Source organism: Mesorhizobium sp. M7A.F.Ca.MR.148.00.0.0 (assembly GCF_003997735.1).
GTDB lineage: Bacteria > Pseudomonadota > Alphaproteobacteria > Rhizobiales > Rhizobiaceae > Mesorhizobium.
On sequence record NZ_RZTB01000103.1, the window covers coordinates 1 to 20,322 of the forward strand.

Sequence of the window (20,322 nt, forward strand, 5' to 3'; positions counted from 1 at the left end):
TCACTCCGCTGGAACACCCCTCATCCGTCTCGGCGCTGCGCGCCGATCCACCTTCCCCCACAAGGGGGAAGGGAAAAAACTATGCATTCCCGATCAGCACGCCGGCCGCGAACACCAGGGCGCCACCCAGCACCACCTGGAAGGCGGCACGCAGGAAAGGCGTCTGCATGTAGCGGTTCTGGACAAAGGCGATCGCCCACAATTCGAAGAACACCACCACCGCGGCAACCCCGGTGGCCGTCCAGAAATGCGGAATGACATAGGGGAGCGCGTGTCCGAGACCGCCCAGCGTCGTCATGATGCCGACGGTCAGACCGCGCTTGATCGGCGAGCCGCGGCCCGACAGCTTGCCGTCGTCGGAAGCGACTTCGGTGAAGCCCATCGAAATGCCGGCGCCGATCGAGGCGGCAAGCCCGACCAGCAGCGTCTGCCAGGTGTCGTGCGTGGCAAAGGCAGCGGCAAAGATCGGCGCCAGAGTGGACACCGACCCGTCCATCAGCCCGGCCAGCCCTGGTTGCACATAGGTGAGGATGAACTGGCGCTGCTCGGCGCTGGCCTCCTCGGCCTTGACGGCGCCCGGCACATGTTTCTGTTCCAGCCGCTGCGCCAGGGTCTCATGGCCCAGTTCGGCCACCGCCAGATCGTCGAGCAGTTTTCGCGTCGAAGCATCTGCCGTGTGCTTGGCCGCCTCGACATAGAAAAGGTAGGCTTGCCGCTCCATCGCCTCGGCATGGCTGCGCACGTGCTCGATGCCGAGCGGCCGGACCAGCCAGTCGGGCTTGCGCTCGTAATAACCCTTCACATGTTCGCGCCGGATCAGCGGTATGCGCTCGCCGAACCGCTTGCGGAAAAGCTCGATCAACGCATCGCGATGGCCATCCTCTTCCTCGGCCATCTCCTCGAACACTTTTGCCGATTGCGGGAAGTTTTCCGTCAGGCCGTCGGCGTAGGCCCGGTAGATTCGTCCGTCATCCTCCTCGGAGGAAATGGCCAGCGCCAGGATCTCCTGTTCGGAGAGCGATTCGAAGGGGCGGCGGCCGAAGCCGAAAACACGGGAAAGCATGAGGAATTCACCCTAGTTTAGAATAGTTCTAAACTAGGGTTTTGAACACCTTCGGTCAATTGCGCGCTTGGGTCGCGGTCAAGAATTGTTGAAGCCCCACGCCCGCGGTGACTCTTCATTATCAGTGAATGTTCACCTATATTGCTGGACTCAAGCCAAGAACAAGGAACCGGCAGATGACGGCAAAACAGCCTCCGCACCCCTATGATCCCAAGCCCGTTCTCGATCTCATCGCCAGCATAGAGGCCGACCTGCAGCGCCTGAAGGGCCTGGTCGAGCAGCAGGTCGAGAAATTCGACCCCGCCAACCCGCACAACAAGGCGCCGGACGGCAAACTGACGGAGGAGGGCGTCGAGTGCTGCTACCGCATGTTCGACGAGGGCAAGTCGCGCTATTCGGTCGCCCAGCAGATGAAGATATCCTTTGCCGCTGCCAGCCACCGGTTCAACAACTGGCGCAAGCTGGGTGGGAGCAAGCGGCAGAGGACGTTACTCGGCTGAACATGGGGGATGTCTGCGGGCCAGCGCCCCCCTCTGTCCTGCCGGACATCTCCCCCTCAAGGGGGGAGATTGGCAGCTTCGTCGTTCCGCTCACCTTGCACCGTTAATAGGTGGCGAAGTCGACTGAGTGCGTAATCTCCCCCCTCGAGGGGGAGATGGCCGGCAGGCCAGAGGGGGGCGTGCAGCCGTGGCGTTGGCGATCGCCCGCCAAACTTTGTAACGGTCACATTTTTTCATTGGTGCGCCACATCTGTTTGCGGGCATCATGAAAAGACCCTGTCCACTGGACCTCACATGAACGCCATATCCCTTCCCGGCATCGCCGACATCCACGCCGCCGCCGCGCGTCTCTCCGGCTTGATCATCGAAACCCCCTTGATCGAATCGCAGGAGCTGAACAGACGCTTCGGGGGCCGCATCCTGTTCAAGCCGGAGACGCTGCAGCGTACCGGCTCGTTCAAGTTCCGTGGCGCCTACAACAAGTTGTCGTCGCTCAGCGCGGAGGAGCGCAGCCGAGGCGTCGTCGCTTTCTCATCGGGCAATCATGCGCAAGGCGTCGCCGCTTCGGCCGCGATGTTCGGCGTCAAGGCGGTGATCGCCATGCCTTCAGACGCGCCGGCGATGAAAATTGCCAACGTGCGCAAGATGGGCGCGGAGGTGGTCCCGTTCGACCGCTTTCGCGACGACCGCATGACAGTGATCCGCCCTTACATGGAAAGAGGCATGGTGCTGGTCCCGCCTTTCGACGATCCGGCCATCATTGCCGGCCAGGGCACGATCGGTCTCGAATTGATGCGCCAGGCAAAAGCGCTTGGCGTCGACCTCGACGCGGTGATCGTCCCCTGCGGCGGCGGCGGCTTGTCGAGTGGCATCTCCGTTGCCGTCAAGGACGCCTCGCCTGACACCGCGATCTGGGCCGTGGAGCCCGAGCATTTCGACGACACCCGCCGGTCGCTGGCCGCCGGTGCCAGGGTTTCGAACGAGCCCGGCCATAGCTCCATCTGCGACGCGCTGCTGACCGCCGAGCCTGGCGTGATCACCTTCGAGATCAACCGCAGGAATCTCACCGGTGGCATCGCCGTCTCGGACCAGGCGGCGGCGCAGGCGATGCGCGACGCCATGGCCTATCTCAAGCTGGTGGTCGAGCCCGGCGGCTGCGTGGCGCTGGCGGCACTGTCATCGGGCGAGATCGAGCTGTCCGGCAAATGCATTGCCGTGGTGCTGTCCGGCGGCAATGTCGATTTCGGCACTTATGCCGGGATCATGGCAGCTGCTTGAGACGGCGATGTCCAAGGGTATCTGATATGGAGTATCTGGCGACAGGCTCCGCCTTGGATCACTCCTCGCCCGCCGCCAAATCGTCGCCGCGCTGAGCATGGTCATCTACCGCCCGCTCACGCGTTCCGAGCTGCCCGACGATACGGCATCCCTTGCCCGCACCCTCATCGGCAAGATCGTGGTGCGCGAACTGCCCGAAGGCATCGCCAGCGGCCGCATCGTCGAGACCGAGGCCTATGTGACCGGTGACGCCGCCGGACACGGTTACCGGGGGATGACCCCGCGCAACCGTTCGCTGTTTCTCGAACCGGGGCACGCCTATGTCTATCTCGCCTACGGCATCTCCTACATGCTCAATGTCTCGAGCGAGATGCCGGGGGTCGGAACCGGCGTGCTGATCAGGGCGCTCGAGCCGCTCGAAGGCATTCCGATCATGCGGCTCAATCGCGGCATCGAGCGCCTGCGCGACCTGGCGCGGGGACCGGGAAGGCTGGCCCAGGCGTTGCAGATCGATCGGTCGCTCGACGGGCTCGATCTTTGCCGCAAAGGCCCGCTATGGCTGGCAACCGACGAGCATCAAGCCGGCGACATCGCCCAAGGCGTCCGGATCGGCATTACAAAGGATGCCGATCGCCCGCTGCGGTTTTACGTCAAGGGGAGCGCCTTCGTCAGCGGCCCGAAATCGCTCAACGGTTAGTGGCAGTTATAAACCATGGAGATTGGCGAAAGCATTTCTCCCTTCCGCAAAGGCTGGTGCCAAGACTGGAGGTCGTGCGGCATCTAATCCAGCGTCCGCCTGAACCGCACCAGTGCCACGCCGGCAAACAAGACCACGAACACCACCAGCCAGCCGATCTCCGTTGACACTGCCGGCAGTTCCGCGCCCTTCAGCATCACCGCGCGGGTGATGCGCAGGAAATGCGTCAGCGGGAAGATCTCGCCGAAAATTTGCGCCCAGTCCGGCATGCCGCGATAGGGGAACATAAAACCCGACAGCATGATCGACGGCAGGAAGAAGAAGAAGGTGAGCTGAAGCGCCTGCATTTGCGTGCGGGCGATGGTCGAAATCGTGTAGCCGAGCAGCACCAGCGCCAGCACGAAGATCAGCACGGCGGTGAGCAGCAGCGACATCGATCCGGTGAAGGGGATGGCGAACAGAAGCTTCGCCGCCGCCAGCACCACCACCACCTGCACGCCGCCGACCGCCAGATAGGGCAGCACCTTGCCCATCATGATCTCGAGCGGGCTGGACGGCATCGCCAGCAGGTTTTCCATCGTGCCGCGCTCGGTCTCGCGCGTCAGCGCGATCGAGGTCATCATCACCATGGTCATCTGCAGGATGACGCCGAGCAGGCCGGGTACGATGTTGTATTGCGAAATGCCTTCGGGATTGTAGCGCCGGTGTACGACGACATCGAGCCGACCCTTGGCGGCCTCGGCGGCGGCTTCCTGCGTGCCTTGCGCCCTCAGCAGCGCCTGGCTGGCGACTGTGCCGAGCGTCGAGATGGCGCCACTGGCCACCGCCGGGTCGGTGGCGTCCGCCTCGATGAGTATCTGCGGGTTGTTGCCGCTCTCCACCCTCCTGGCGAAATCGGCGGGGATGGTGACGACGAAGGCGACGTCGCCGCGCGATATCAGGAACTCGGCCTCGGCGGCACTTTGCGCGACATGGTCGAAACGATAGTAGCCGGTGGTCTGCAGCGCCGCGACAATGGCACGCGTGTAGGGATCGTTGCTCGTCGCCACGAGTGCTGCCGGCAGGCTTTTCGGGTCGTTGTTGATGGCGTAGCCGAAAAGCACCAACTGTATCAGCGGCACGCCGAGCATCATGGCGAAGGTGATGCGGTCGCGCCGCATCTGGATGAATTCCTTGATCAGCAGCGCGCCAAGCCGGGCGAAGGAAAAGACGCTGTTCATGCCATGTTGTCCTTCGAGCCGGACATGAACTGGATGAAGACGTCCTCGAGGCTGGTTTCGCCGGGCGAAACTTTCACGCCCTTGTGCTCTTTCTCGACGTCGACGAGTGCGGCTTCGAGCTTCTTTTTGTCGGAGCCGACGACATGCAGCGTCGCGCCGAAAGGCGCCACCTGGTCGACGCCGGAGCGGCCCTGAAGCGCTTCGGCGACCTGATCGAGCCGCGGACCCTGCAGCACAAACGTGGTCAGCCCGGCATTTCTCACCACCTCGGCGACCGTGCCGGTGGCCAGCATCTTGCCGTAGGAAATATAGCTGATGCGGTGGCAGCGCTCGGCTTCGTCCATGTAGTGGGTGGAGACCAGCACGGTCAGCCCGCCGCTGGCCAGGCGATGGATCTCGTCCCAGAACTCGCGCCGTGCCTTCGGATCGACACCGGCCGTAGGCTCGTCGAGCAGCAGCAATTTCGGCTTGTGCATGATGCAGGCGGCCAGCGCCAGCCGCTGCTTCCAGCCGCCCGACAAGGTGCCGGCCAGCTGGTTGCGGCGCGACGTCAGGCCGAGGTCCTCCAACGTGCTCGCGACATGCTCTTCAACCGGCTTCAGCCGGTAGAGCCGCGCGACGAATTCGAGATTCTCGCCGATCGTCAGATCCTCGTAGAACGAGAATTTCTGCGTCATGTAGCCGACTTCACGCTTGATGCGCAGGCTGTCGGTGCGGATGTTGAAGCCGAGCACCGTGCCTTCGCCTTCGTCCGGCGTCAGCAGGCCGCACATGATGCGGATGGTTGTGGTCTTGCCAGAACCGTTGGGGCCGAGAAAGCCAACGATCTCGCCCTCGGCGACCGACATCGTCACATGGTCGACGACGGTCTTGTCGCCAAAGCGCTTGACCAGGCCATGGACGTCGATGGCGTTCATCTTGCGCTGTCCGCGAGATCAACATCGACGATCTGGCCGGGCTGCAGCGGGCCGGCATCGCCCTCCGGCCGCGCCTCGACCAGGTAGACCAGCTTCTGCCGGTTCTCGAGCGAATAGATCACCGGCGGCGTGAACTCGGGATCCGGCGAGACATAGCTGACGCGCGCCTTCACATCCGGGCCGCAGCCGTCGCAATGGACGCCGAGCAAGGTGCCGACCTTGACCGAGGAGAAGGCGCTCTCCGGTATGTAGACGCTGAGCTTGACCGCACCGTCGGGCAGGATCGAAATCACAGGCGCGGTCGGACCTGATGTGTCGCCCGGATTGCGGATGACATCGTTGACGCGGCCCGGCGAAGGCGCTGCCAGCACCCGCTTCGATAGCCGCCACTGCGCCTGCTCCAACGCGGCCTGCGCCTGCTTGACCTGATTGTCGGCGGCCTTGATCGTTTCGGCCCGTGCAGGCAGGCCGCCGACGGCGAGATTGGCATTGGCCTGGCCGACCTGCGCATTGGCCGTCTCGAGCGTGGCCGACGCGGTGTCGAAATCGGCCTGCGTGCCGGCGCCCCGCTTGAACAGATCGGCGGCGCGGTCGTATTTGCGCTTGGCGTCGGCGGCCTGGGCGCTGGCCATGTCGACCTCGGCCTTCAGCACGGCGATCTCTTCCGGCCGTTTGCCGATCTGCAGGTCGGCCAATTGCGCCTGCGCCTGGGCAAGGCCGGCCTGCGCCTGCGCCACCGCGATCTTCGCATCGGCGCTTTCCAGCGTCACAACGGTGGTGCCGGGCGTGACACGGTCACCGCGCTTGACGGTCACGGTCTCGACCTGCGCCACCTCGATCGGCGCCAGAAGCACGTAGTCGCCTTCGACATAGCCGACGGCCAGCGGTGCTGCCGGGGCACAGGCGCTAAAAAGTTGCGCGGCGAACGGCAGCGAACACAGAAAGCTCATGGTCTTTGCCCCTTCATGCTTTGCTCTTTTTAGAAGCCAATATGGCCTTGAGATTACCCGATGTGACCGCCACCACCTTGGCCGCCTCGGCGGCGCCGATGTCTTTCCAGCCCATGCGGCGCATCACCGCCTCGCGGCCGATGCGGAAATAGATGACCTGGCCGATCAGCGTGAACACGGTGAGCCTTGTGGCCTCGCTTTCGGCGGGCTCGCCGGTCGCCTGTTCCCAGAGCTGGCACAGCCGGCGATGCGTCGGCTCGAAGACGCCGTCATAGATGCGGTCGAGGGCTGCCGTCGGATGCGAAAGCTCACGCAACACGAACTGCACGATCTCGCCGGCCTGCGGGCTGGCCACGACAAAGCCGACCATCCGCTCCAGCGCCGCGAAGAGTAGCGCTTGCGCCGCCTCCGGATTGGCTGGTCCCGGCGCAGGCGCCTGTACATTGCCGAGCGCCTGGCCGGCTACACCCTGGATGGTCTCGACGATAAAGTCGGCGGCAGCGGCGCGAAGACCCTCCTTGCCGCCGAAATGATAGGCGATCGAGCCTATATTGGCTCGCGCCTCGGCGGCGATCTCGCGCGTCGAGGTGCCATCGAAGCCCTGCCTTCCGAACAGCTTCAGCGCCGCCTGGACAAGGGCCGCGCGCGTCATCTCGGCGGGCTCGCGGCGAAGAATTTTGAGCTCAGGCAGTTTGACCATGAGCGCAGTTTAATCAATCGATTGATTAAAGTCAACTTCTGTACGTCGTTGTCTTGCCATCGACGGCGGCAAACGCTTTAGTGCGCGGCCATGGGCAAGGAAGTCGAACGAAAATTCCTGGTCACCAGCACCGCATGGCGGGAACTGGCCGAGGCCAATATCCGCATTCTCCAGTTCTATCTCGCTGCCGGCCCCGGGCGCACGGTGCGCATCCGCATCAGCGATGGCGGTTCCGCCAAGCTGACACTCAAATTCGGCAGCAAGGCGCGCGAACGCGACGAATTCGAATACTCGATCCCGCTCTCGGAGGCGGTGGAGATGCTGGACTTCGCCATCGGACGTGTCATCGAGAAGACACGTCACCATGTTAGGCACCGTGGCTATCTCTACGAAATCGATGTCTTCGGCGGTCCGCTTGCGGGACTTGTGATCGCCGAACTTGAGACGCCGGAGGACGTGCCGGACGAAATGCTGCCTGATTGGCTCGGCCGCGAAGTCACCGGCGAGTCACAATTCTACAACGCGTCGCTCGCCCTTGGGGGGATACCGGAGATCGCCGCATGAGCTTTCGTATCGATCCGCGCCTGCCGCTGACCGGCGAGGTCAGGCGTATCCTTGCCGAGGAAATCGGCAAGGCGCTGCATCACCTTGACGCCGCACGGAGCCGGCCGGAACAGGCGCTGCACAAGTGCCGCAAGCGGCTGAAGAGCGCCCGCGCCCTGCTGCGGCTTGTTCGTTCCGGCGACGAAACATTCTGCGAGACCGAGAACCAGTGCTATCGCAATGTAGCAGGCCTGCTTGCCGGTCCGCGCGAGGCGACAGCGCTGATCGAAACCATCGACCGGCTGGCGGCGAGCTTTCCCAAGGAGAGCGCCGACGATGGGCTTACTGCTGCGCGCGACAGGCTGATCGCGCGCCAGCATGAACTGCACGAAGGCAGCGGGCTCGAGGCGGCGATCGGCGCGGCGACCGCCGCTTGCGAGGATGGCCTCAAACGCGTCGAAGCGTTGGCCTTGCCCGACCAGCCGGAACAGGCGGCCGACGTGCTTGCCGAAGGTGCCCGCGTCACGCTGCGCCGTGCCAGGAAGGCGCTCGACAAGGCCAGATCGCGGGGCGCGGCCGATGATTTCCACGATTTGCGCAAGGCGGCCAAGACCCACGGCATGCATCTGTCGCTGCTCGGCAGGCTGTGGCCGACACCGATCAAGGCCCGGCGCAAGGCGGTCGACGAACTGGGCGAGCGGCTGGGCGACCTGCACGATGTGCTGGTGATGCGCGCGCTGCTCGAGGCCGACGACCAGCCACTCGGGCTGCCCGAGGACACGAAACTTCTGGGCAAGCTGTTGAAACGGTCGGAGAAGCAGCTGAAGAAGAGCTGCCTGGCCGAAGCGGCCGAGCTGTTCGGGGACAATCCCAAACGCTCGACACGCAAACTGGCCCGCAAGGCGCGCGACGATCTGGCTGCGCCGCCGGAAGAGGCCGCGGCATCGTAGGACGCTCTTCCTCGCGCTCCGGACGGGGGAGGAAGGCGTGCGCTAGCCCTCATTACCCGCCCATGCTAATCGCCATGGGGCATGACCGAGCCCGGCGACACGCTTCTGGATCGACTTGGCCGCTGGCTTGCCGGCCGGCTGCAGGGAGAATCGTCCGGCTACGAGCCCTACACTCCGTCCGATGCCGAAACGCTGCGCCGCACGCTTGAGCCGGGCGACATCCTGCTGATCGAGGGCAATCAGAAGATCTCGGCGGCGATCAAGTACCTGACCCAGTCGACCTGGTCGCATGCGGCCTTCTATGTCGGCGATGCCTTGCCCGCGCCGGAAGACGGCTCGGAACGGCCGCGCCTGATCGAGGTCACGATCGGCGAAGGCTGCGTCGCCGTGCCATTGTCGCGCTACCGCACCTACAACACCCGCATCTGCCGGGCGAGCGGGCTGGCGCCGGAGGATCGCGACAAGGTCGTCGCCTTCATGATCGGCAGGCTCGGCCTGAAATACGACCTCAAGAACATTTTCGACATGCTGCGTTTTTTCTTGCCCACACCGCCGGTGCCGGTGCGCTGGCGCCGCCGCATGCTGGCCTTCGGCTCCGGCGATCCGACACGGGCGATCTGCTCGACGCTGATCGCCGAGGCCTATGGCCAGATCCGCTATCCGATCCTGCCCGAAATCACCCGTGCGCCCGGCCGAGCCTCCGCGCAGTCGAACTATTCGCGCAAGGAAATCCTGCACATCCGCCACCACTCGCTCTACACGCCGCGCGATTTCGACCTGTCGCCCTATTTCCGCATCGTCAAACCGACGCTGGAATATGGTTTCGACTACCGGCAGATGGTCTGGGACGACAAGGCAAGCACAGACGCCGCAGGCGCAAGGGATGGCGCCATCGCCTCAGACACGTGATGGCTTGCGGCCTGCGTCAGACATGCCCTATGGCGCTGCCTACTGCTATCCGGTCGAGATGCAGTCGTTTCACATGGCGGCTATATCATGCCGAAACCGCAACAGCACCCTGGTTTTCGGCTCTGTGTTCGACCCAGACATGGACCGGTTCATCCCGACCGCGGATGCTCACCGGTCCATGATCGCGCGCATTCAACTGTGTCGTGGGCGATTCCGCCTTCGCGGCTTCTATCAGTCGTGACCCAAAGCAAATGTTTGCCTGAAGTTCACGGCAAAGCGCCTGCAAACGGCTGGCGACGTTGACGGTGTCGCCCACCACCGCGAAGGAAAGATTGCGCTCGCTGCCTACTGCACCGATAACGACTGCGCCATATTGTGCACCGATCCGAACGTCCAGCGACGGGTATCCCCTGGACACCCGCTGCACATTCCAGTCTTCGAGAGCGGCGATCATCGCTTCAGCGCACTGGATGGCTCGGGTCGCGTCGTTATGGCTGGCTTGCGGAACCCCAAATGTGGCCATGATGCAATCGCCGATATAGTTGTCGACGGTGCCATGGTGGTCGAAAACGACCTGCTCCATGCGACGGTGGAACTGACGCAGGAGTTCGAACACTGCTTCGGCCGGATGATCCTCGGAATAGTGTGTGAAGCCGACGATGTCGGCGAACAGTACCGCGATATCCTGCCGGCGGACCGGGCCGAAGGGCTCGTCATCCGCGGCGAGTTGGTCGACGACATTTGGCGAAAAATGCCGGGCGAGATTGGCGCGGGCGCGCTCTGCCTTGACATAGTCTTCCGACAGATGTCGAGAACGAGAGACGACCAGCGCCATGATCGCGCCGATAATCAGCACAACCAACACGTTGGTCGCCTGCGCGAATGTGTCGACGAAATTGGGATTGAGATAGAGGTTCAGTCGCTCTGTCGTCGGCAGCGAATAGAGGTTCGTCGCCGGAAGGACGGTTCCCGCATGAAGAATCACCCATCCCACCCCGATCGTCCACGTCAAGGCTGCGAGCGCTCCGAGATAGAGCGCCAATCGGGTCGAAAGGGTCAGCGCGCCAAGGCACACGAAAATCAACAGGAATTTGAAGCTGCCTTCGCGCAGTTGCATCGCGGCCGGCGCGACCTCCAGGGAAAACGGGTTGGGCGTTACCAGCAGAACGGTCAACAGAACGATGTCCAGCGTGCCTACGAGATAACCGATCCACCATGGCGCGTTGCGACGGCGCGCAAAGCGAAACTGGATCAGGCCGACGAGCTGGAACAACATGAGGCCCGCCAGCACGAAGAGCAGAGAGGCATCCCAGCGGCTGATTAATGAAAAGAAGCAGGAGATCACGGCGAGCGATGCCGTACGCGCCCAGAACTGCAATGCAGCACCTTGGCGTTCTGCGCGCTCTCGCAAATTTCTCAGCCGTGAATAGCGGCGAAGTTCAAGTGTTGGCGCGGTCGGCATAGGATCACTTCGATTTCGCGGGGACGTGTCACGCATTTGGCAAACCCGCCTTCTACTGGCAAATCAGTGCGCGAACTCTACCATGATTGCGGTTTCATTTTTGAAACGCGGCTGCAAAGAGTAAAATGTCCGGACAAAGGACCACGGTGAAAGCTGAAGCAGGATAGGCGGAGGCTTCCCTTTTCAGGTCACGAAGATTGGTGGCATTCAACGCCGCCGCGAAGCGACTTTCCTTGCATCTGGGACTAAAGTGGGCCCGCTCGCCTAAAGCGTGCTCCCCGCTTGCTTGAGATCAAAAAGTTGACGTTCAAGCGACCGCCGGCCGGCAAATCCCGGCCCCTACCGCACCTCGATCTTGCCTTTCAGCTGCGCCCGCGCCTCCTCGATCGACGCGGCATAGGTCACCAGCGGGCGCTTCACGCCGTGGTTGATCAGCATGCGCCGGATCTGCGGCGAGGCACCTGATATGATGAAGCGGACGCCGGCGCGCCTGGCCTTGTGGGCGGCGCCCTCGATGACGTTGGCCGCCGTCGAATCGAAGAACGGTACGGCCGAGCAATCGAGGATGAAATTCCTGCGCTGGTCGGCGATGCGGTCGAGTACGGTGCCTACGGTCGATGCCGCGCCGAAGAAGAAGGCGCCCGAGATGCGGTAGACCACGGTATCGGCGTCGGTCGCCTCGCTGGCATCGTAGGCGTTGGCGCTGTCGGCGACATCCTCCTGCACCAGCGGCTGATCGGCCTCTACCGCAATCGACTTGGCCATGCGGTCGATGAACAGGATCGAGCCCAGCACAAAGCCGACGACGATGCCTTCGGTGAGATCGCGGAAGATGACGAGCAGAAAGGTCGCCATCAGCACCAGCGCATCGCCGCGCGAGGCACGCAGCAAGGTGGCGAAGGCCTGCTTCTCGAACATGTTCCAGCACACGACCGCCAGCACGCCAGCCAGGGCGGCGAGCGGGATGTAGCTGGCGAGCGGCGCCGCCACCAGCATCAAAGCGAGCAGGATGGCTGAGTGGACAATGCCGGAAACCGGTCCGTGGGCGCCGGCCCGCACATTGGTCGCGGTGCGGGCGATGGTGCCGGTGGCGCAGATGCCGCCAAACAGGGCGGACGCGATGTTGGCGAAGCCTTGCGCCACCAGTTCGCAGTTGGAACGATGCCGCCGGCCCGTCATCCCGTCGGCGACCACCGCCGACAGCAGCGATTAGATCGCGCCGAGCAGGGCAAAGGCAATGGCATCCGGCAGCACGTCAATCATCCTGCCCAGGCTGACCGGCGGCAAGGCAGGCATTTGCAGGCTACGCGGGATGCCGCCAAAGCGAGTGCCGATCGTCTCCGCCGGCAGCGACAGAAGCGCCACGACCAGCGATGCCAGCCCGATGGCGATGAGCATGGCAGGCCATGTCGGCCGCCAGCGCTTCAGGCCGGCGATGGTGAAGATGGTCAACACCGCCACGAAGGTCGCCGCAAGATTGATGGTGCCGGCCGCCTCACCGACCGCGATCAACTTCGGCACCAGCGGTCCCGGCTCCCTGCCGGCAAGCTTCAGCCCGAACAGTTCGACGATCTGTCCCGAAAAGATGATGACGGCGATGCCGGCGGTGAAGCCGACTGTCACCGGATAGGGAATGAACTTGATGTAGGTGCCGAGGCGGAGATAGCCGATGGCGAGCAGGAAGACCCCTGCCATCATCGTTGCCAACAGCAGTCCATCGACGCCGACCCGGGCAACCGTAGCTGCCACCAGCACGATGAAGGCGCCGGCCGGACCACCGATCTGGAAGCGGCTGCCGCCGAGCGCCGAAATGATGAAGCCGCCGACGATCGAGGTGTAGAGGCCGCGCTCGGGCGTCACGCCCGAGGCGATGGCGATCGCCATCGACAAGGGCAGCGCGACGATGGCGACCGTCAGCCCGGCAATGGCGTCCGCCTTGAAGTCGGCGAACGTGTAGCCCTCGCGCCAGACCGTCACCAGCTTCGGCGTGAACATTTCGGAAAATGTCGGGTTTGCCGACCCGTGGGCCGACCCGTGGCCCAACCGGTGGGCCGACTTATCGACCAGTTGATGCACTGCCCGCTGCGTCTGATCCATGGACTGCCTTTCGCACCCTGAAAGGCGGCGGGATCGTCGGCAGGGCTGTCGGCGGTCGCCGTCGCGACTTTATGCCGGCTCAGCCTTGGGATCCCGCGGCACGGCAGGCTTGAGGCGCACGCCCCGGCCGCCGCGCTCGCTGGTCTGGTTCTCGCCGATCAACTCCACCCCGGCCTCGTCGAGAGCCTGGATGACCTTCATCAGCGTGTCGACCACGCCCCTGACCACGCCATCGCTCGCCTCCATGCGCTGGATGGTTGGAAGCGAAACGCCGGCGCGCTCGGCGAGCGTCTTCTGATCGATGCCGGCCAGCGCCCTCGCGGCGCGCATCTGCGCGGCAGTGATCATCGGCCGGAATCCCCGTCTGAGTCCGCAGGAATAAGGTATAATATCGTCATTGTGATGTTTCAAGCATTAGTATGAAGGCCTAAGGCGTAAGGCACGGCGTATTGACTGACCATTTTTTCAGATACTTTCCCGGGCTGATCTAGTCTCCAGCCTCGTCGTCGCCGTTTGGATGCTGCCCGCGCCATCGCTGCCACGCCCGGGCAGCGAGCCAGCACAGCATCGCCCAGACGAAGCCCGCGCACCAGCCGGCAAGCACATCCGATGGCCAGTGGACGCCAAGATAGATGCGGCTGATGCCGACCAGCAGCGTTGTCAGCACCGCCAGCGACAGCACATAGATCTTCGTCGTTCGACCGGGCAGGAAGCGTGCCGCGAGCGCGCCGAGCGTCAGATAGGTCACGGCCGACAGCATGGCGTGGCCGCTCGGAAAAGACAGCGTCGTTTCGTTGACGAGATGCGAGACGAGTTCGGGGCGCGGCCGGTCGATGCCGGCTTTCAGCAGGCTCGACAGCACCTGACCGCCGGCCACCGCCACGAAGATGAAAAGGGCGGTCGCGGTCCTGCGGATAAGCAGGAGATAGACGATGACCGCCGTCACGATCAGCACCAGCACGCTGCCGCTGCCGAGGCTTGTGATGTCGCGCATCGCCCCTTGCAGCCACAGCGGGCCGATCGGGCTGTCAGGGCGCCCCGCCTGGCGGAAGGCGAGCAGGATTTCGGTGTCGAAGGCGTGCGGCGTGGTGGCGCGCGCAATCTCCATCAGCTCCTCGAATCCCCACAGGCCGGCGGCGATGACCAGGCCGGCCAGCAGCACCGGGAATTCGACCCGGTTGAGCAAAGCGTTCGCGGCGTTCTTCATCGGCAAGTCGCCCGTTACAGCCGACCTTGCAGATAGGGTCCGAGCGTGATCAGCGCCACCGCTGCGATCGCCAGCATGATGCCGGTCGCCTGCAGCGCATTGACGCGCTCGCCGAAGAAGACCAGCGCCACGACGTTCACGGAGACCAGCTGGATGACGGCGGAAAGGCTGAACGACACCGACATGCCGAATTCGCGGATCAGCCGCAGCATGATCAGATTGCCCAGCGAATAGAGCGCCAGCGTCAGCGCTATCTTGCCAAGGCTCGGCGCAAGGCCCCATTGCTTGGCGGCTGTCGCCGCCAGCAGGAAAATGACCGTCGAAAAGCCGAGCTGCAGCAATCCCGAAAAACTCAACGTTTCGCCCCCTCTCGAAGCGGCTCCCGCCGCATGCGTCGCGGACGTTGTTTCCCAAGCGCGCCGGGACGTCAAGCGACCTCGACCAAACGAAGCCCTTGGCAATGGCAAGCCGGAAGCTCAAAGTACTAACATCGCCCAATCTGTCGGTTCGAAGGGCGGTCAGGGGCTCATGATTCGCAGTTTTCAAAACCTGATGCGGCGCTGGAGCGAGCTTTCCCTTGCCCTGCAATTCGTCGTTGCCGGCGGCTTTGGCCTGCTGGCCGTCATGTTGGTGGTCGGCACCTGGGTGACGGCGCAGATCCGGGACGGCGTCATCCGCAATTCGGCCGCCACGACGGCGCTCTATGTCGATAGCGTGATTGCGCCGCTGCTTCCCGACTTGCGCAAGGACCAGGAGCTCAGCGAGTCCGTCAAGCAGGCGCTGGACGAGACGCTTGGCCAGGGTGCGCTCGGCAAGCGCCTCGAATCGTTCGTGCTCTGGCGCCGCGACGGCACGGTTCTCTACGCCAAGGAGGCGTCCCTGATCGGCCGCCGCTTCGGTCCGAGCGACAATCTGCGTTCCGCCTTCGAAGGCAATGTCGTCGCTGAATTCAATACATTCGATGATGATGAACGCGAGGAGAAGGCTACCGGCTTGCCATTGCTGGAGATCTACAATCCCGTGCGCGAGCCCTGGTCGGGCGAGGTGGTGGCGGTCACCGAGTTTTATGAGATCGCCGACGATTTCCAGGCCACCCTGGCGTCCGCCCTGTGGTCGAGCTGGCTGATCGTGGCCGGCGCGACGCTCGCGGCATTCCTGCTCCTGTCGGGCATCGTCCTGCGCGGCAGCCGCACCATCGACGATCAGCGTGGGGCACTGCGCCGCCAGGTCTCGGAGCTGCAGGGTCTGGTGGCGCAAAACAGTGCTTTGCGACTGCGCGTGCAACGGGCGTCCCGCCGCGCCACCGCGCTCAACGAAAGATATCTGCGCCGGATCGGCGCCGACCTCCATGACGGCCCGGCCCAACTCGTGGCACTGGCGGCGCTCCGCATGGACAGCCCGATTTTTTCCAGCGATGGCCATTCGAGCGTAAGCCGTTCGACCGAGGTCGCAATGATCCGCAAGACACTGGAGGACGCGATGCGCGAAATACGCGGCATCTGCACCGGCCTTGTTTTGCCGCAGATCGAGACGGCTGCCGCAACCGACATTCTGCGGCTGGCGGTCAAGGAACACGAGCAGAGGACGGGAACGTCGGTGACGCTGACGCTGACCGGACACTTGCCGGAGCCCGGCGCCTCCGAGAAGATCAGCATCTATCGTTTCGTCCAGGAAGGGCTGAACAATGCCTATCGCCACGGGTTGGGCAAGGATCAGGCGGTGAGTGCGGGGATGAAAGGTGGCCGGCTTTTTGTCGAAGTGTCGGACGGCGGGCCCGGTTTCGATCCGGCGGCACGGGTCGAGGGTCTCGGCCTCGCCGGCCTCAGGGAGCGGGTCGAAAGCATTGGCGGACAGTTCGAAACCTTGACCGGGCCGCAAGGTACGCGTTTGGTGATCCGTCTATCGGTCGAGGAGCAAGCATGACTGGGACCATTCGCATCGCCATTGTCGACGATCACCCCCTCTTTCGCGAAGGTGTGACGCGCAGCCTGTCGGAGATCGGAGGATTCGAGATGGTTGGCGAGGGCGCCACGGCGCAGGATGCCGAACGCCTCGCCACGACGGTGCGGCCCGACATCTTGCTGCTCGATATCTCCATGCCGGGCGGCGGGCTGACCGCCGTCGCAAGCATCCTCGCCAGCCATCCGGCCCAGAAGATCGTCATGCTGACCGTTTCGGAGGCCAACGCCGATGTGACAAAGGCGCTGAACGCAGGGGTGAATGGCTATGTCCTCAAAGGCGTCGGGTCGCGCGGGCTCGCCGACATCCTGCGCAATGTTGCAGCCGGCGAAAGCTATCTGTCGCCGACACTGTCGGCCCGGCTGCTTTCGGATCTCCAGTCCCAGCAGCCGACCGACGGCATTGCGGAACGGCTGCGGCAGCTCACCGATCGGCAGACGGAAATCCTGCGGCTGGTGGCGGAGGGGCTGAGCAACAAGGAAGTCGCCTTGCGGCTTGAGCTGCAGGAGAAGACCGTCAAGCATCACATGACCGGGGTGCTGTCGAAGCTCAATGTGCGAAACCGCACCGAAGCGGCCTTGATGATGCGTGAGTTGCGCGACCGCGACAGGCCTTCCTAGAGCAACGAGAGCATGATCCCGAAAGGTGTGAAGCGGTTTTCGGAAGACATCATGCTCTATCTCTTTGATTTAGAGGCGGATTCAGTTTTCAGGCCGCTTCGACCTGAAATCATCCGAATTGCGCAAAACAATAATTGAACGGTTGCGTGCCTCCGCAAGGTGCGGACCGCGCAAAAGCGCGTCGCGCCTCGGGACCGGGGCGGCACCGCCAAAAACGAGGTCACCTCCGCCGGGGGGCGGCGGAGGTGACGTGCAAAGCTGACCGTTGCCTGTTGGCCAGCTTCACAAGGCCTTGAGACGATCGGCATCGGCCGGCGTGGCCTGGCGGTCGATGATCGTGCGGCCGAGCGCGTCCTTCATGCTGAAACGTCCGTTCTCGAGCTTTTCCGTTATGCCGTCGGGATGCCGGACCGTGATCTTGTTGCCGGTCACGTCGACCTTGTCACCGGTCTTTGCATTGACATGGCTTCCGCTCTTACCCTGGTTGGATCCCGATTTGCCGCTGTTGCCGTTATTGCCGCTGTTGCCATTACCGCTGTTCCCGCCATTGCCGCCGCCGGAATTGCCGCCGCCACCACCGCTGTTACCGCCACCCTTGGCGTATGCGCTGGCGGTGTGGATGCCGGGAACGGAGCCGTCCAGGACAATTTGGTAGGGAGCAATCGTCAACGCCAGCGCCGCTGCCGATTTGAGCGCCAGCCGGCAACAACGGGTCGTGACCGATCTGTGCATTTTGATCTCCGACGACTGAGCCCGGCGCGCCCCACCCCAACGTTGCAGTGCAACAACATTGCCGAAAGACGCGGCGCCCGGAAGCGACCTCCGACCGTTGCGGTTGTTAACCAGGACCTTTGCAAGCGCAAGATTGGACTAAAGTCCCAAGCGTATGCTACATTAGCTTTGCATGAACGGCGCCGCGACCGCCATCGCTAAATGGGAGACTCGCTTTCCCTACGCTGACGACGGCAGACGCCGAACATCAAGTCACCTCCGCCGGGGGCGGCGGAGGGGACTTTGTCGATCCGGCTTTGTCCGTTGATCCATTTGCAAGACTGACGTCATGCGCCGTTGCAGGACGCGCGGCAAAACATGCCGCCGAAGGTCTCCTTCATCTCGAAAAACGATTCCGGAGCAGTTCACGGCCTTCGGGAATGCTGATCCAATGCTGCGCGTAATGCCTGTCGCGTTGAAAGGTCTCCCGATGTCACGAAAATGTGACCCGGCGATTATAAGGGGGGTCAAACAGGTACCCCACGCTCCAGCCACCCAACAGCCAGAGGCAAGCCACCATGACTGACCTTCGCTCCCCCGACACCCGATTCCGCACCAGCCTGCTCGAGGAAAACGACGGCCCGGCCATCAATGCCTCCGACAACCGCACCATGGGCGAGATCATCGCCGCGCGGTTCTCGCGCCGCGGCTTCCTCAAGGGCTCGCTGGCCGTTTCGGCCATCGCCGCCACCGTCAGCCCGCTGGCGCTGATCAGCGCCGAAGAGGCCAGGGCAGCGGAAGGCTCCGCCTTCGCGTTCGACGAACTCGAGGCCGGTATCGACGACAAGCACCATGTCGCGCCGGGTTACGATGCCGATGTCCTGCTGCGCTGGGGCGATCCGCTTTTTGCCGATTCGCCCGACTTCGACCCGACGAAACAGTCGGCCGAGGCCCAGGCGAAACAGTTCGGCTACAACAATGACTATGTCGGCTACATCCCGATCGACGGCTCGGCCGAACATGGCCTGCTGGTGGTCAACCACGAATACACCAATCCGCATCTGATGTTCCCGGGCATCGTGAAGATCGTCGAAAACGACGGCAAGAAGTCGGCCGAAGTCGCGCCCCTCTCGAAGGAGCAGGTCGATGTCGAGATGGCCGCCCATGGCGGCACCATCGTCGAGATCCGCAAGGACGGTGGCAAATGGCAGGTGGTGCGCGACGGCAAGCTCAATCGCCGCATCACCGCCAACACCGAAATGGCACTGTCCGGCCCGGTCGCCGGCCATGACCGCGTCAAGACCAATGCCGATCCGTCCGGCACCAAGGTTTTCGGCACCGTCAACAATTGCGCCGGCGGCGTCACGCCCTGGGGCACCTATGTGATGGCCGAGGAGAACATCCATGGCTATTTTTCCGGCGAGCTGCCGGAAGACCACAAGGAAGCCGCGAACTACAAGCGTCTCGGCATTCCCGAAGGCGCCTATGAATGGGCGGCGCATTACGAGCGTTTCGACCTCGCCAAGGAACCCAACGAAGCCAACCGCTTCGGCTGGATCGTCGAGGTCGATGTCAACGACCCGACCTCGACGCCGAGGAAGCGCACCGCCATGGGCCGCTTCAAGCATGAGGGCGCCGAATCGATCGTCGCCAAGGACGGCCGCGTCGTCTTCTATCTCGGTGACGACGAGCGCTTCGACTATGTCTACAAATTCGTGACCAGGGCCGCGTTCAATCCGAACGACCGTGCCGCCAACAAGGACCTGCTCGACGATGGCACGCTGCATGTCGCCAGGTTCGCCGAAGACGGCACGGTCGAATGGCTGCCGATCGTGTTCGGCCAGGGCCCGCTGACGGCTGAAAACGGTTTCACTGGCCAGGCCGACGTGCTGATCGAGACGCGCCGCGCCGCCGACCTGCTCGGCGCCACCAAGATGGACCGCCCGGAAGACATTCAGCCCAATGGCGTCAACGGCAAGGTCTATGTCATGCTGACCAACAATTCGAAGCGCAAGGCCGACCAGGTCGACGCCGCCAACCCGCGCGCCGGAAACGCCTTCGGCCACATCATCGAGATCGCCGAGGACGGCGGTGATTTCACGGCCGCCAAGGGCAAGTGGGAAGTGCTGCTGAAATGCGGCGATCCCTCGGTTGCCGATGTCGGTGCCACCTTCTCGACGGCAACGACGGCCAATGGCTGGTTCGGCATGCCCGACAATTGCGCGGTCGATTCGGCCGGGCGTCTCTGGGTCGCGACCGACGGCCAGGGTCCGAAAGCCACCGGCCGCACCGATGGCTTATGGGCGGTGGACACGGAGGGGGCCGCGCGGGCGACCTCGAAACTGTTCTTCCGCGTGCCGATCGGCGCCGAAATGTGCGGTCCGCTGTTTGCGCCCGACGACCAGACCGCCTTCGTCGCCGTCCAGCATCCGGGCGACGGCGGAGAGGACTGGGAAGCGTTCGGGCGCCCCTCTTACTATGAGGACCTGTCGACGCGCTGGCCCGACTTCAAGCCCGACATGCCGGTGCGGCCGTCGGT

At 63.6% G+C, this 20,322-nt stretch carries 19 protein-coding genes and 1 pseudogene; 9 read left to right on the forward strand and 11 right to left on the reverse strand.

Annotated elements, in window-relative coordinates; genetic code table 11:
* Window positions 1-79: 79 nt before the first annotated feature.
* Window positions 80-1,063: an iron exporter MbfA gene (gene mbfA, locus EOB49_RS26495; protein WP_127382720.1), complete on the reverse strand. Its 984-nt coding sequence runs from the start codon at window positions 1,061-1,063 to the stop codon at window positions 80-82.
* Between the two features lie 176 nt (window positions 1,064-1,239).
* Between mbfA and EOB49_RS26500 the strand changes: the two genes are divergently transcribed.
* The 3 genes from EOB49_RS26500 to EOB49_RS26510 all read left to right on the forward strand — a co-directional run bounded on the left by EOB49_RS26500 (window position 1,240) and on the right by EOB49_RS26510 (window position 3,538).
* Entirely contained in the window at window positions 1,240-1,563 is a 324-nt protein-coding gene (locus tag EOB49_RS26500) for a hypothetical protein (protein WP_024502197.1), read from the forward strand.
* A 294-nt stretch (window positions 1,564-1,857) separates the two neighbouring features.
* Window positions 1,858-2,841, forward strand: a complete 984-nt coding sequence (locus tag EOB49_RS26505; protein ID WP_127382721.1) for a threonine/serine dehydratase — start codon at window positions 1,858-1,860, stop codon at window positions 2,839-2,841.
* A gap of 97 nt (window positions 2,842-2,938) precedes the next feature.
* The gene (locus tag EOB49_RS26510; RefSeq protein ID WP_127382722.1) at window positions 2,939-3,538 is read left to right on the forward strand and encodes a DNA-3-methyladenine glycosylase; all 600 of its coding nucleotides are present in this window, start codon (window positions 2,939-2,941) and stop codon (window positions 3,536-3,538) included.
* A gap of 83 nt (window positions 3,539-3,621) precedes the next feature.
* Here the strand turns inward: EOB49_RS26510 and EOB49_RS26515 are convergent, their stop codons facing one another.
* The 4 genes from EOB49_RS26515 to EOB49_RS26530 are packed head-to-tail and all read right to left on the reverse strand — an operon-like array spanning window position 3,622 to window position 7,325.
* A complete protein-coding gene (locus tag EOB49_RS26515) occupies window positions 3,622-4,758 on the reverse strand; it encodes an ABC transporter permease (protein WP_127331906.1) in 1,137 nt (378 codons plus the stop codon).
* The gene (locus tag EOB49_RS26520; protein WP_127382723.1) at window positions 4,755-5,675 is read right to left on the reverse strand and encodes an ABC transporter ATP-binding protein; all 921 of its coding nucleotides are present in this window, start codon (window positions 5,673-5,675) and stop codon (window positions 4,755-4,757) included. The genes EOB49_RS26515 and EOB49_RS26520 overlap by 4 nt, the downstream gene beginning before the upstream one ends.
* On the reverse strand, window positions 5,672-6,625 hold the full coding sequence (locus EOB49_RS26525; RefSeq protein ID WP_127382724.1) for an HlyD family efflux transporter periplasmic adaptor subunit: 954 nt from the start codon (window positions 6,623-6,625) through the stop codon (window positions 5,672-5,674). Before EOB49_RS26525 ends, EOB49_RS26520 begins: the two co-directional genes overlap by 4 nt.
* Before the next feature lie 13 nt (window positions 6,626-6,638).
* Window positions 6,639-7,325 (reverse strand): CerR family C-terminal domain-containing protein, encoded by a 687-nt coding sequence (locus tag EOB49_RS26530; RefSeq protein WP_127382725.1) that lies wholly within the window; start codon window positions 7,323-7,325, stop codon window positions 6,639-6,641.
* Between the two features lie 90 nt (window positions 7,326-7,415).
* On the opposite strand from EOB49_RS26530, the gene EOB49_RS26535 reads away from it, so the two are divergent.
* The 3 genes from EOB49_RS26535 to EOB49_RS26545 all read left to right on the forward strand — a co-directional run bounded on the left by EOB49_RS26535 (window position 7,416) and on the right by EOB49_RS26545 (window position 9,727).
* Window positions 7,416-7,889, forward strand: a complete 474-nt coding sequence (locus EOB49_RS26535; RefSeq protein ID WP_127382726.1) for a CYTH domain-containing protein — start codon at window positions 7,416-7,418, stop codon at window positions 7,887-7,889.
* Complete coding sequence (locus tag EOB49_RS26540) at window positions 7,886-8,818, forward strand: CHAD domain-containing protein (RefSeq protein WP_127268426.1); 933 nt, start codon at window positions 7,886-7,888, stop codon at window positions 8,816-8,818. The genes EOB49_RS26535 and EOB49_RS26540 overlap by 4 nt, the downstream gene beginning before the upstream one ends.
* Window positions 8,819-8,899: 81 nt before the next feature.
* Window positions 8,900-9,727: a YiiX/YebB-like N1pC/P60 family cysteine hydrolase gene (locus EOB49_RS26545; protein WP_127382727.1), complete on the forward strand. Its 828-nt coding sequence runs from the start codon at window positions 8,900-8,902 to the stop codon at window positions 9,725-9,727.
* An 85-nt stretch (window positions 9,728-9,812) separates the two neighbouring features.
* On the opposite strand, the gene EOB49_RS26550 is transcribed toward EOB49_RS26545, so the two are convergent.
* The 5 genes and pseudogenes from EOB49_RS26550 to EOB49_RS26570 all read right to left on the reverse strand — a co-directional run bounded on the left by EOB49_RS26550 (window position 9,813) and on the right by EOB49_RS26570 (window position 14,849).
* Complete coding sequence (locus tag EOB49_RS26550) at window positions 9,813-11,189, reverse strand: adenylate/guanylate cyclase domain-containing protein (protein ID WP_127320693.1); 1,377 nt, start codon at window positions 11,187-11,189, stop codon at window positions 9,813-9,815.
* 339 nt (window positions 11,190-11,528) lie between these two features.
* A pseudogene (locus EOB49_RS26555) lies at window positions 11,529-13,286 on the reverse strand (SulP family inorganic anion transporter).
* Between the two features lie 69 nt (window positions 13,287-13,355).
* Window positions 13,356-13,634, reverse strand: coding sequence for a helix-turn-helix transcriptional regulator (locus EOB49_RS26560; protein WP_127320695.1), 279 nt, complete (start codon window positions 13,632-13,634; stop codon window positions 13,356-13,358).
* Between the two features lie 139 nt (window positions 13,635-13,773).
* The gene (locus EOB49_RS26565) at window positions 13,774-14,493 is read right to left on the reverse strand and encodes a phosphatase PAP2 family protein (RefSeq protein ID WP_127320696.1); all 720 of its coding nucleotides are present in this window, start codon (window positions 14,491-14,493) and stop codon (window positions 13,774-13,776) included.
* A gap of 14 nt (window positions 14,494-14,507) precedes the next feature.
* On the reverse strand, window positions 14,508-14,849 hold the full coding sequence (locus EOB49_RS26570; RefSeq protein WP_013528672.1) for a hypothetical protein: 342 nt from the start codon (window positions 14,847-14,849) through the stop codon (window positions 14,508-14,510).
* A gap of 172 nt (window positions 14,850-15,021) precedes the next feature.
* Here EOB49_RS26570 and EOB49_RS26575 point away from each other — a divergent pair, with 172 nt between their 5' ends.
* Entirely contained in the window at window positions 15,022-16,416 is a 1,395-nt protein-coding gene (locus EOB49_RS26575; RefSeq protein ID WP_127382728.1) for a sensor histidine kinase, read from the forward strand.
* Window positions 16,413-17,072: a response regulator transcription factor gene (locus EOB49_RS26580; RefSeq protein ID WP_023813468.1), complete on the forward strand. Its 660-nt coding sequence runs from the start codon at window positions 16,413-16,415 to the stop codon at window positions 17,070-17,072. Before EOB49_RS26575 ends, EOB49_RS26580 begins: the two co-directional genes overlap by 4 nt.
* Before the next feature lie 282 nt (window positions 17,073-17,354).
* Here EOB49_RS26580 and EOB49_RS26585 read toward each other — a convergent pair whose 3' ends face one another.
* Complete coding sequence (locus tag EOB49_RS26585) at window positions 17,355-17,804, reverse strand: hypothetical protein (RefSeq protein ID WP_127382729.1); 450 nt, start codon at window positions 17,802-17,804, stop codon at window positions 17,355-17,357.
* A gap of 557 nt (window positions 17,805-18,361) precedes the next feature.
* Here EOB49_RS26585 and EOB49_RS26590 point away from each other — a divergent pair.
* Window positions 18,362-20,322: PhoX family phosphatase (locus tag EOB49_RS26590; RefSeq protein ID WP_164781817.1), on the forward strand; the 1,961-nt coding region annotated here is incomplete at its 3' end.

What these genes read in the sequence shown, in the direction of transcription:
- EOB49_RS26525 (WP_127382724.1), bottom strand. Translation starts at nt 6,625, where the DNA reads ATGAGCTTTCTGTGTTCGCTGCCGTTCGCCGCGCAACTTTTTAGCGCC.
- EOB49_RS26580 (WP_023813468.1), top strand. Translation starts at nt 16,413, where the DNA reads ATGACTGGGACCATTCGCATCGCCATTGTCGACGATCACCCCCTCTTT.
- EOB49_RS26520 (WP_127382723.1), bottom strand. Translation starts at nt 5,675, where the DNA reads ATGAACGCCATCGACGTCCATGGCCTGGTCAAGCGCTTTGGCGACAAG.
- EOB49_RS26515 (WP_127331906.1), bottom strand. Translation starts at nt 4,758, where the DNA reads ATGAACAGCGTCTTTTCCTTCGCCCGGCTTGGCGCGCTGCTGATCAAG.
- EOB49_RS26540 (WP_127268426.1), top strand. Translation starts at nt 7,886, where the DNA reads ATGAGCTTTCGTATCGATCCGCGCCTGCCGCTGACCGGCGAGGTCAGG.
- EOB49_RS26565 (WP_127320696.1), bottom strand. Translation starts at nt 14,493, where the DNA reads ATGAAGAACGCCGCGAACGCTTTGCTCAACCGGGTCGAATTCCCGGTG.
- EOB49_RS26535 (WP_127382726.1), top strand. Translation starts at nt 7,416, where the DNA reads ATGGGCAAGGAAGTCGAACGAAAATTCCTGGTCACCAGCACCGCATGG.
- EOB49_RS26530 (WP_127382725.1), bottom strand. Translation starts at nt 7,325, where the DNA reads ATGGTCAAACTGCCTGAGCTCAAAATTCTTCGCCGCGAGCCCGCCGAG.
- EOB49_RS26505 (WP_127382721.1), top strand. Translation starts at nt 1,858, where the DNA reads ATGAACGCCATATCCCTTCCCGGCATCGCCGACATCCACGCCGCCGCC.
- EOB49_RS26560 (WP_127320695.1), bottom strand. Translation starts at nt 13,634, where the DNA reads ATGATCACTGCCGCGCAGATGCGCGCCGCGAGGGCGCTGGCCGGCATC.
- EOB49_RS26585 (WP_127382729.1), bottom strand. Translation starts at nt 17,804, where the DNA reads ATGCACAGATCGGTCACGACCCGTTGTTGCCGGCTGGCGCTCAAATCG.
- EOB49_RS26500 (WP_024502197.1), top strand. Translation starts at nt 1,240, where the DNA reads ATGACGGCAAAACAGCCTCCGCACCCCTATGATCCCAAGCCCGTTCTC.
- EOB49_RS26510 (WP_127382722.1), top strand. Translation starts at nt 2,939, where the DNA reads ATGGTCATCTACCGCCCGCTCACGCGTTCCGAGCTGCCCGACGATACG.
- EOB49_RS26545 (WP_127382727.1), top strand. Translation starts at nt 8,900, where the DNA reads ATGACCGAGCCCGGCGACACGCTTCTGGATCGACTTGGCCGCTGGCTT.
- EOB49_RS26575 (WP_127382728.1), top strand. Translation starts at nt 15,022, where the DNA reads ATGATTCGCAGTTTTCAAAACCTGATGCGGCGCTGGAGCGAGCTTTCC.
- EOB49_RS26550 (WP_127320693.1), bottom strand. Translation starts at nt 11,189, where the DNA reads ATGCCGACCGCGCCAACACTTGAACTTCGCCGCTATTCACGGCTGAGA.
- mbfA (WP_127382720.1), bottom strand. Translation starts at nt 1,063, where the DNA reads ATGCTTTCCCGTGTTTTCGGCTTCGGCCGCCGCCCCTTCGAATCGCTC.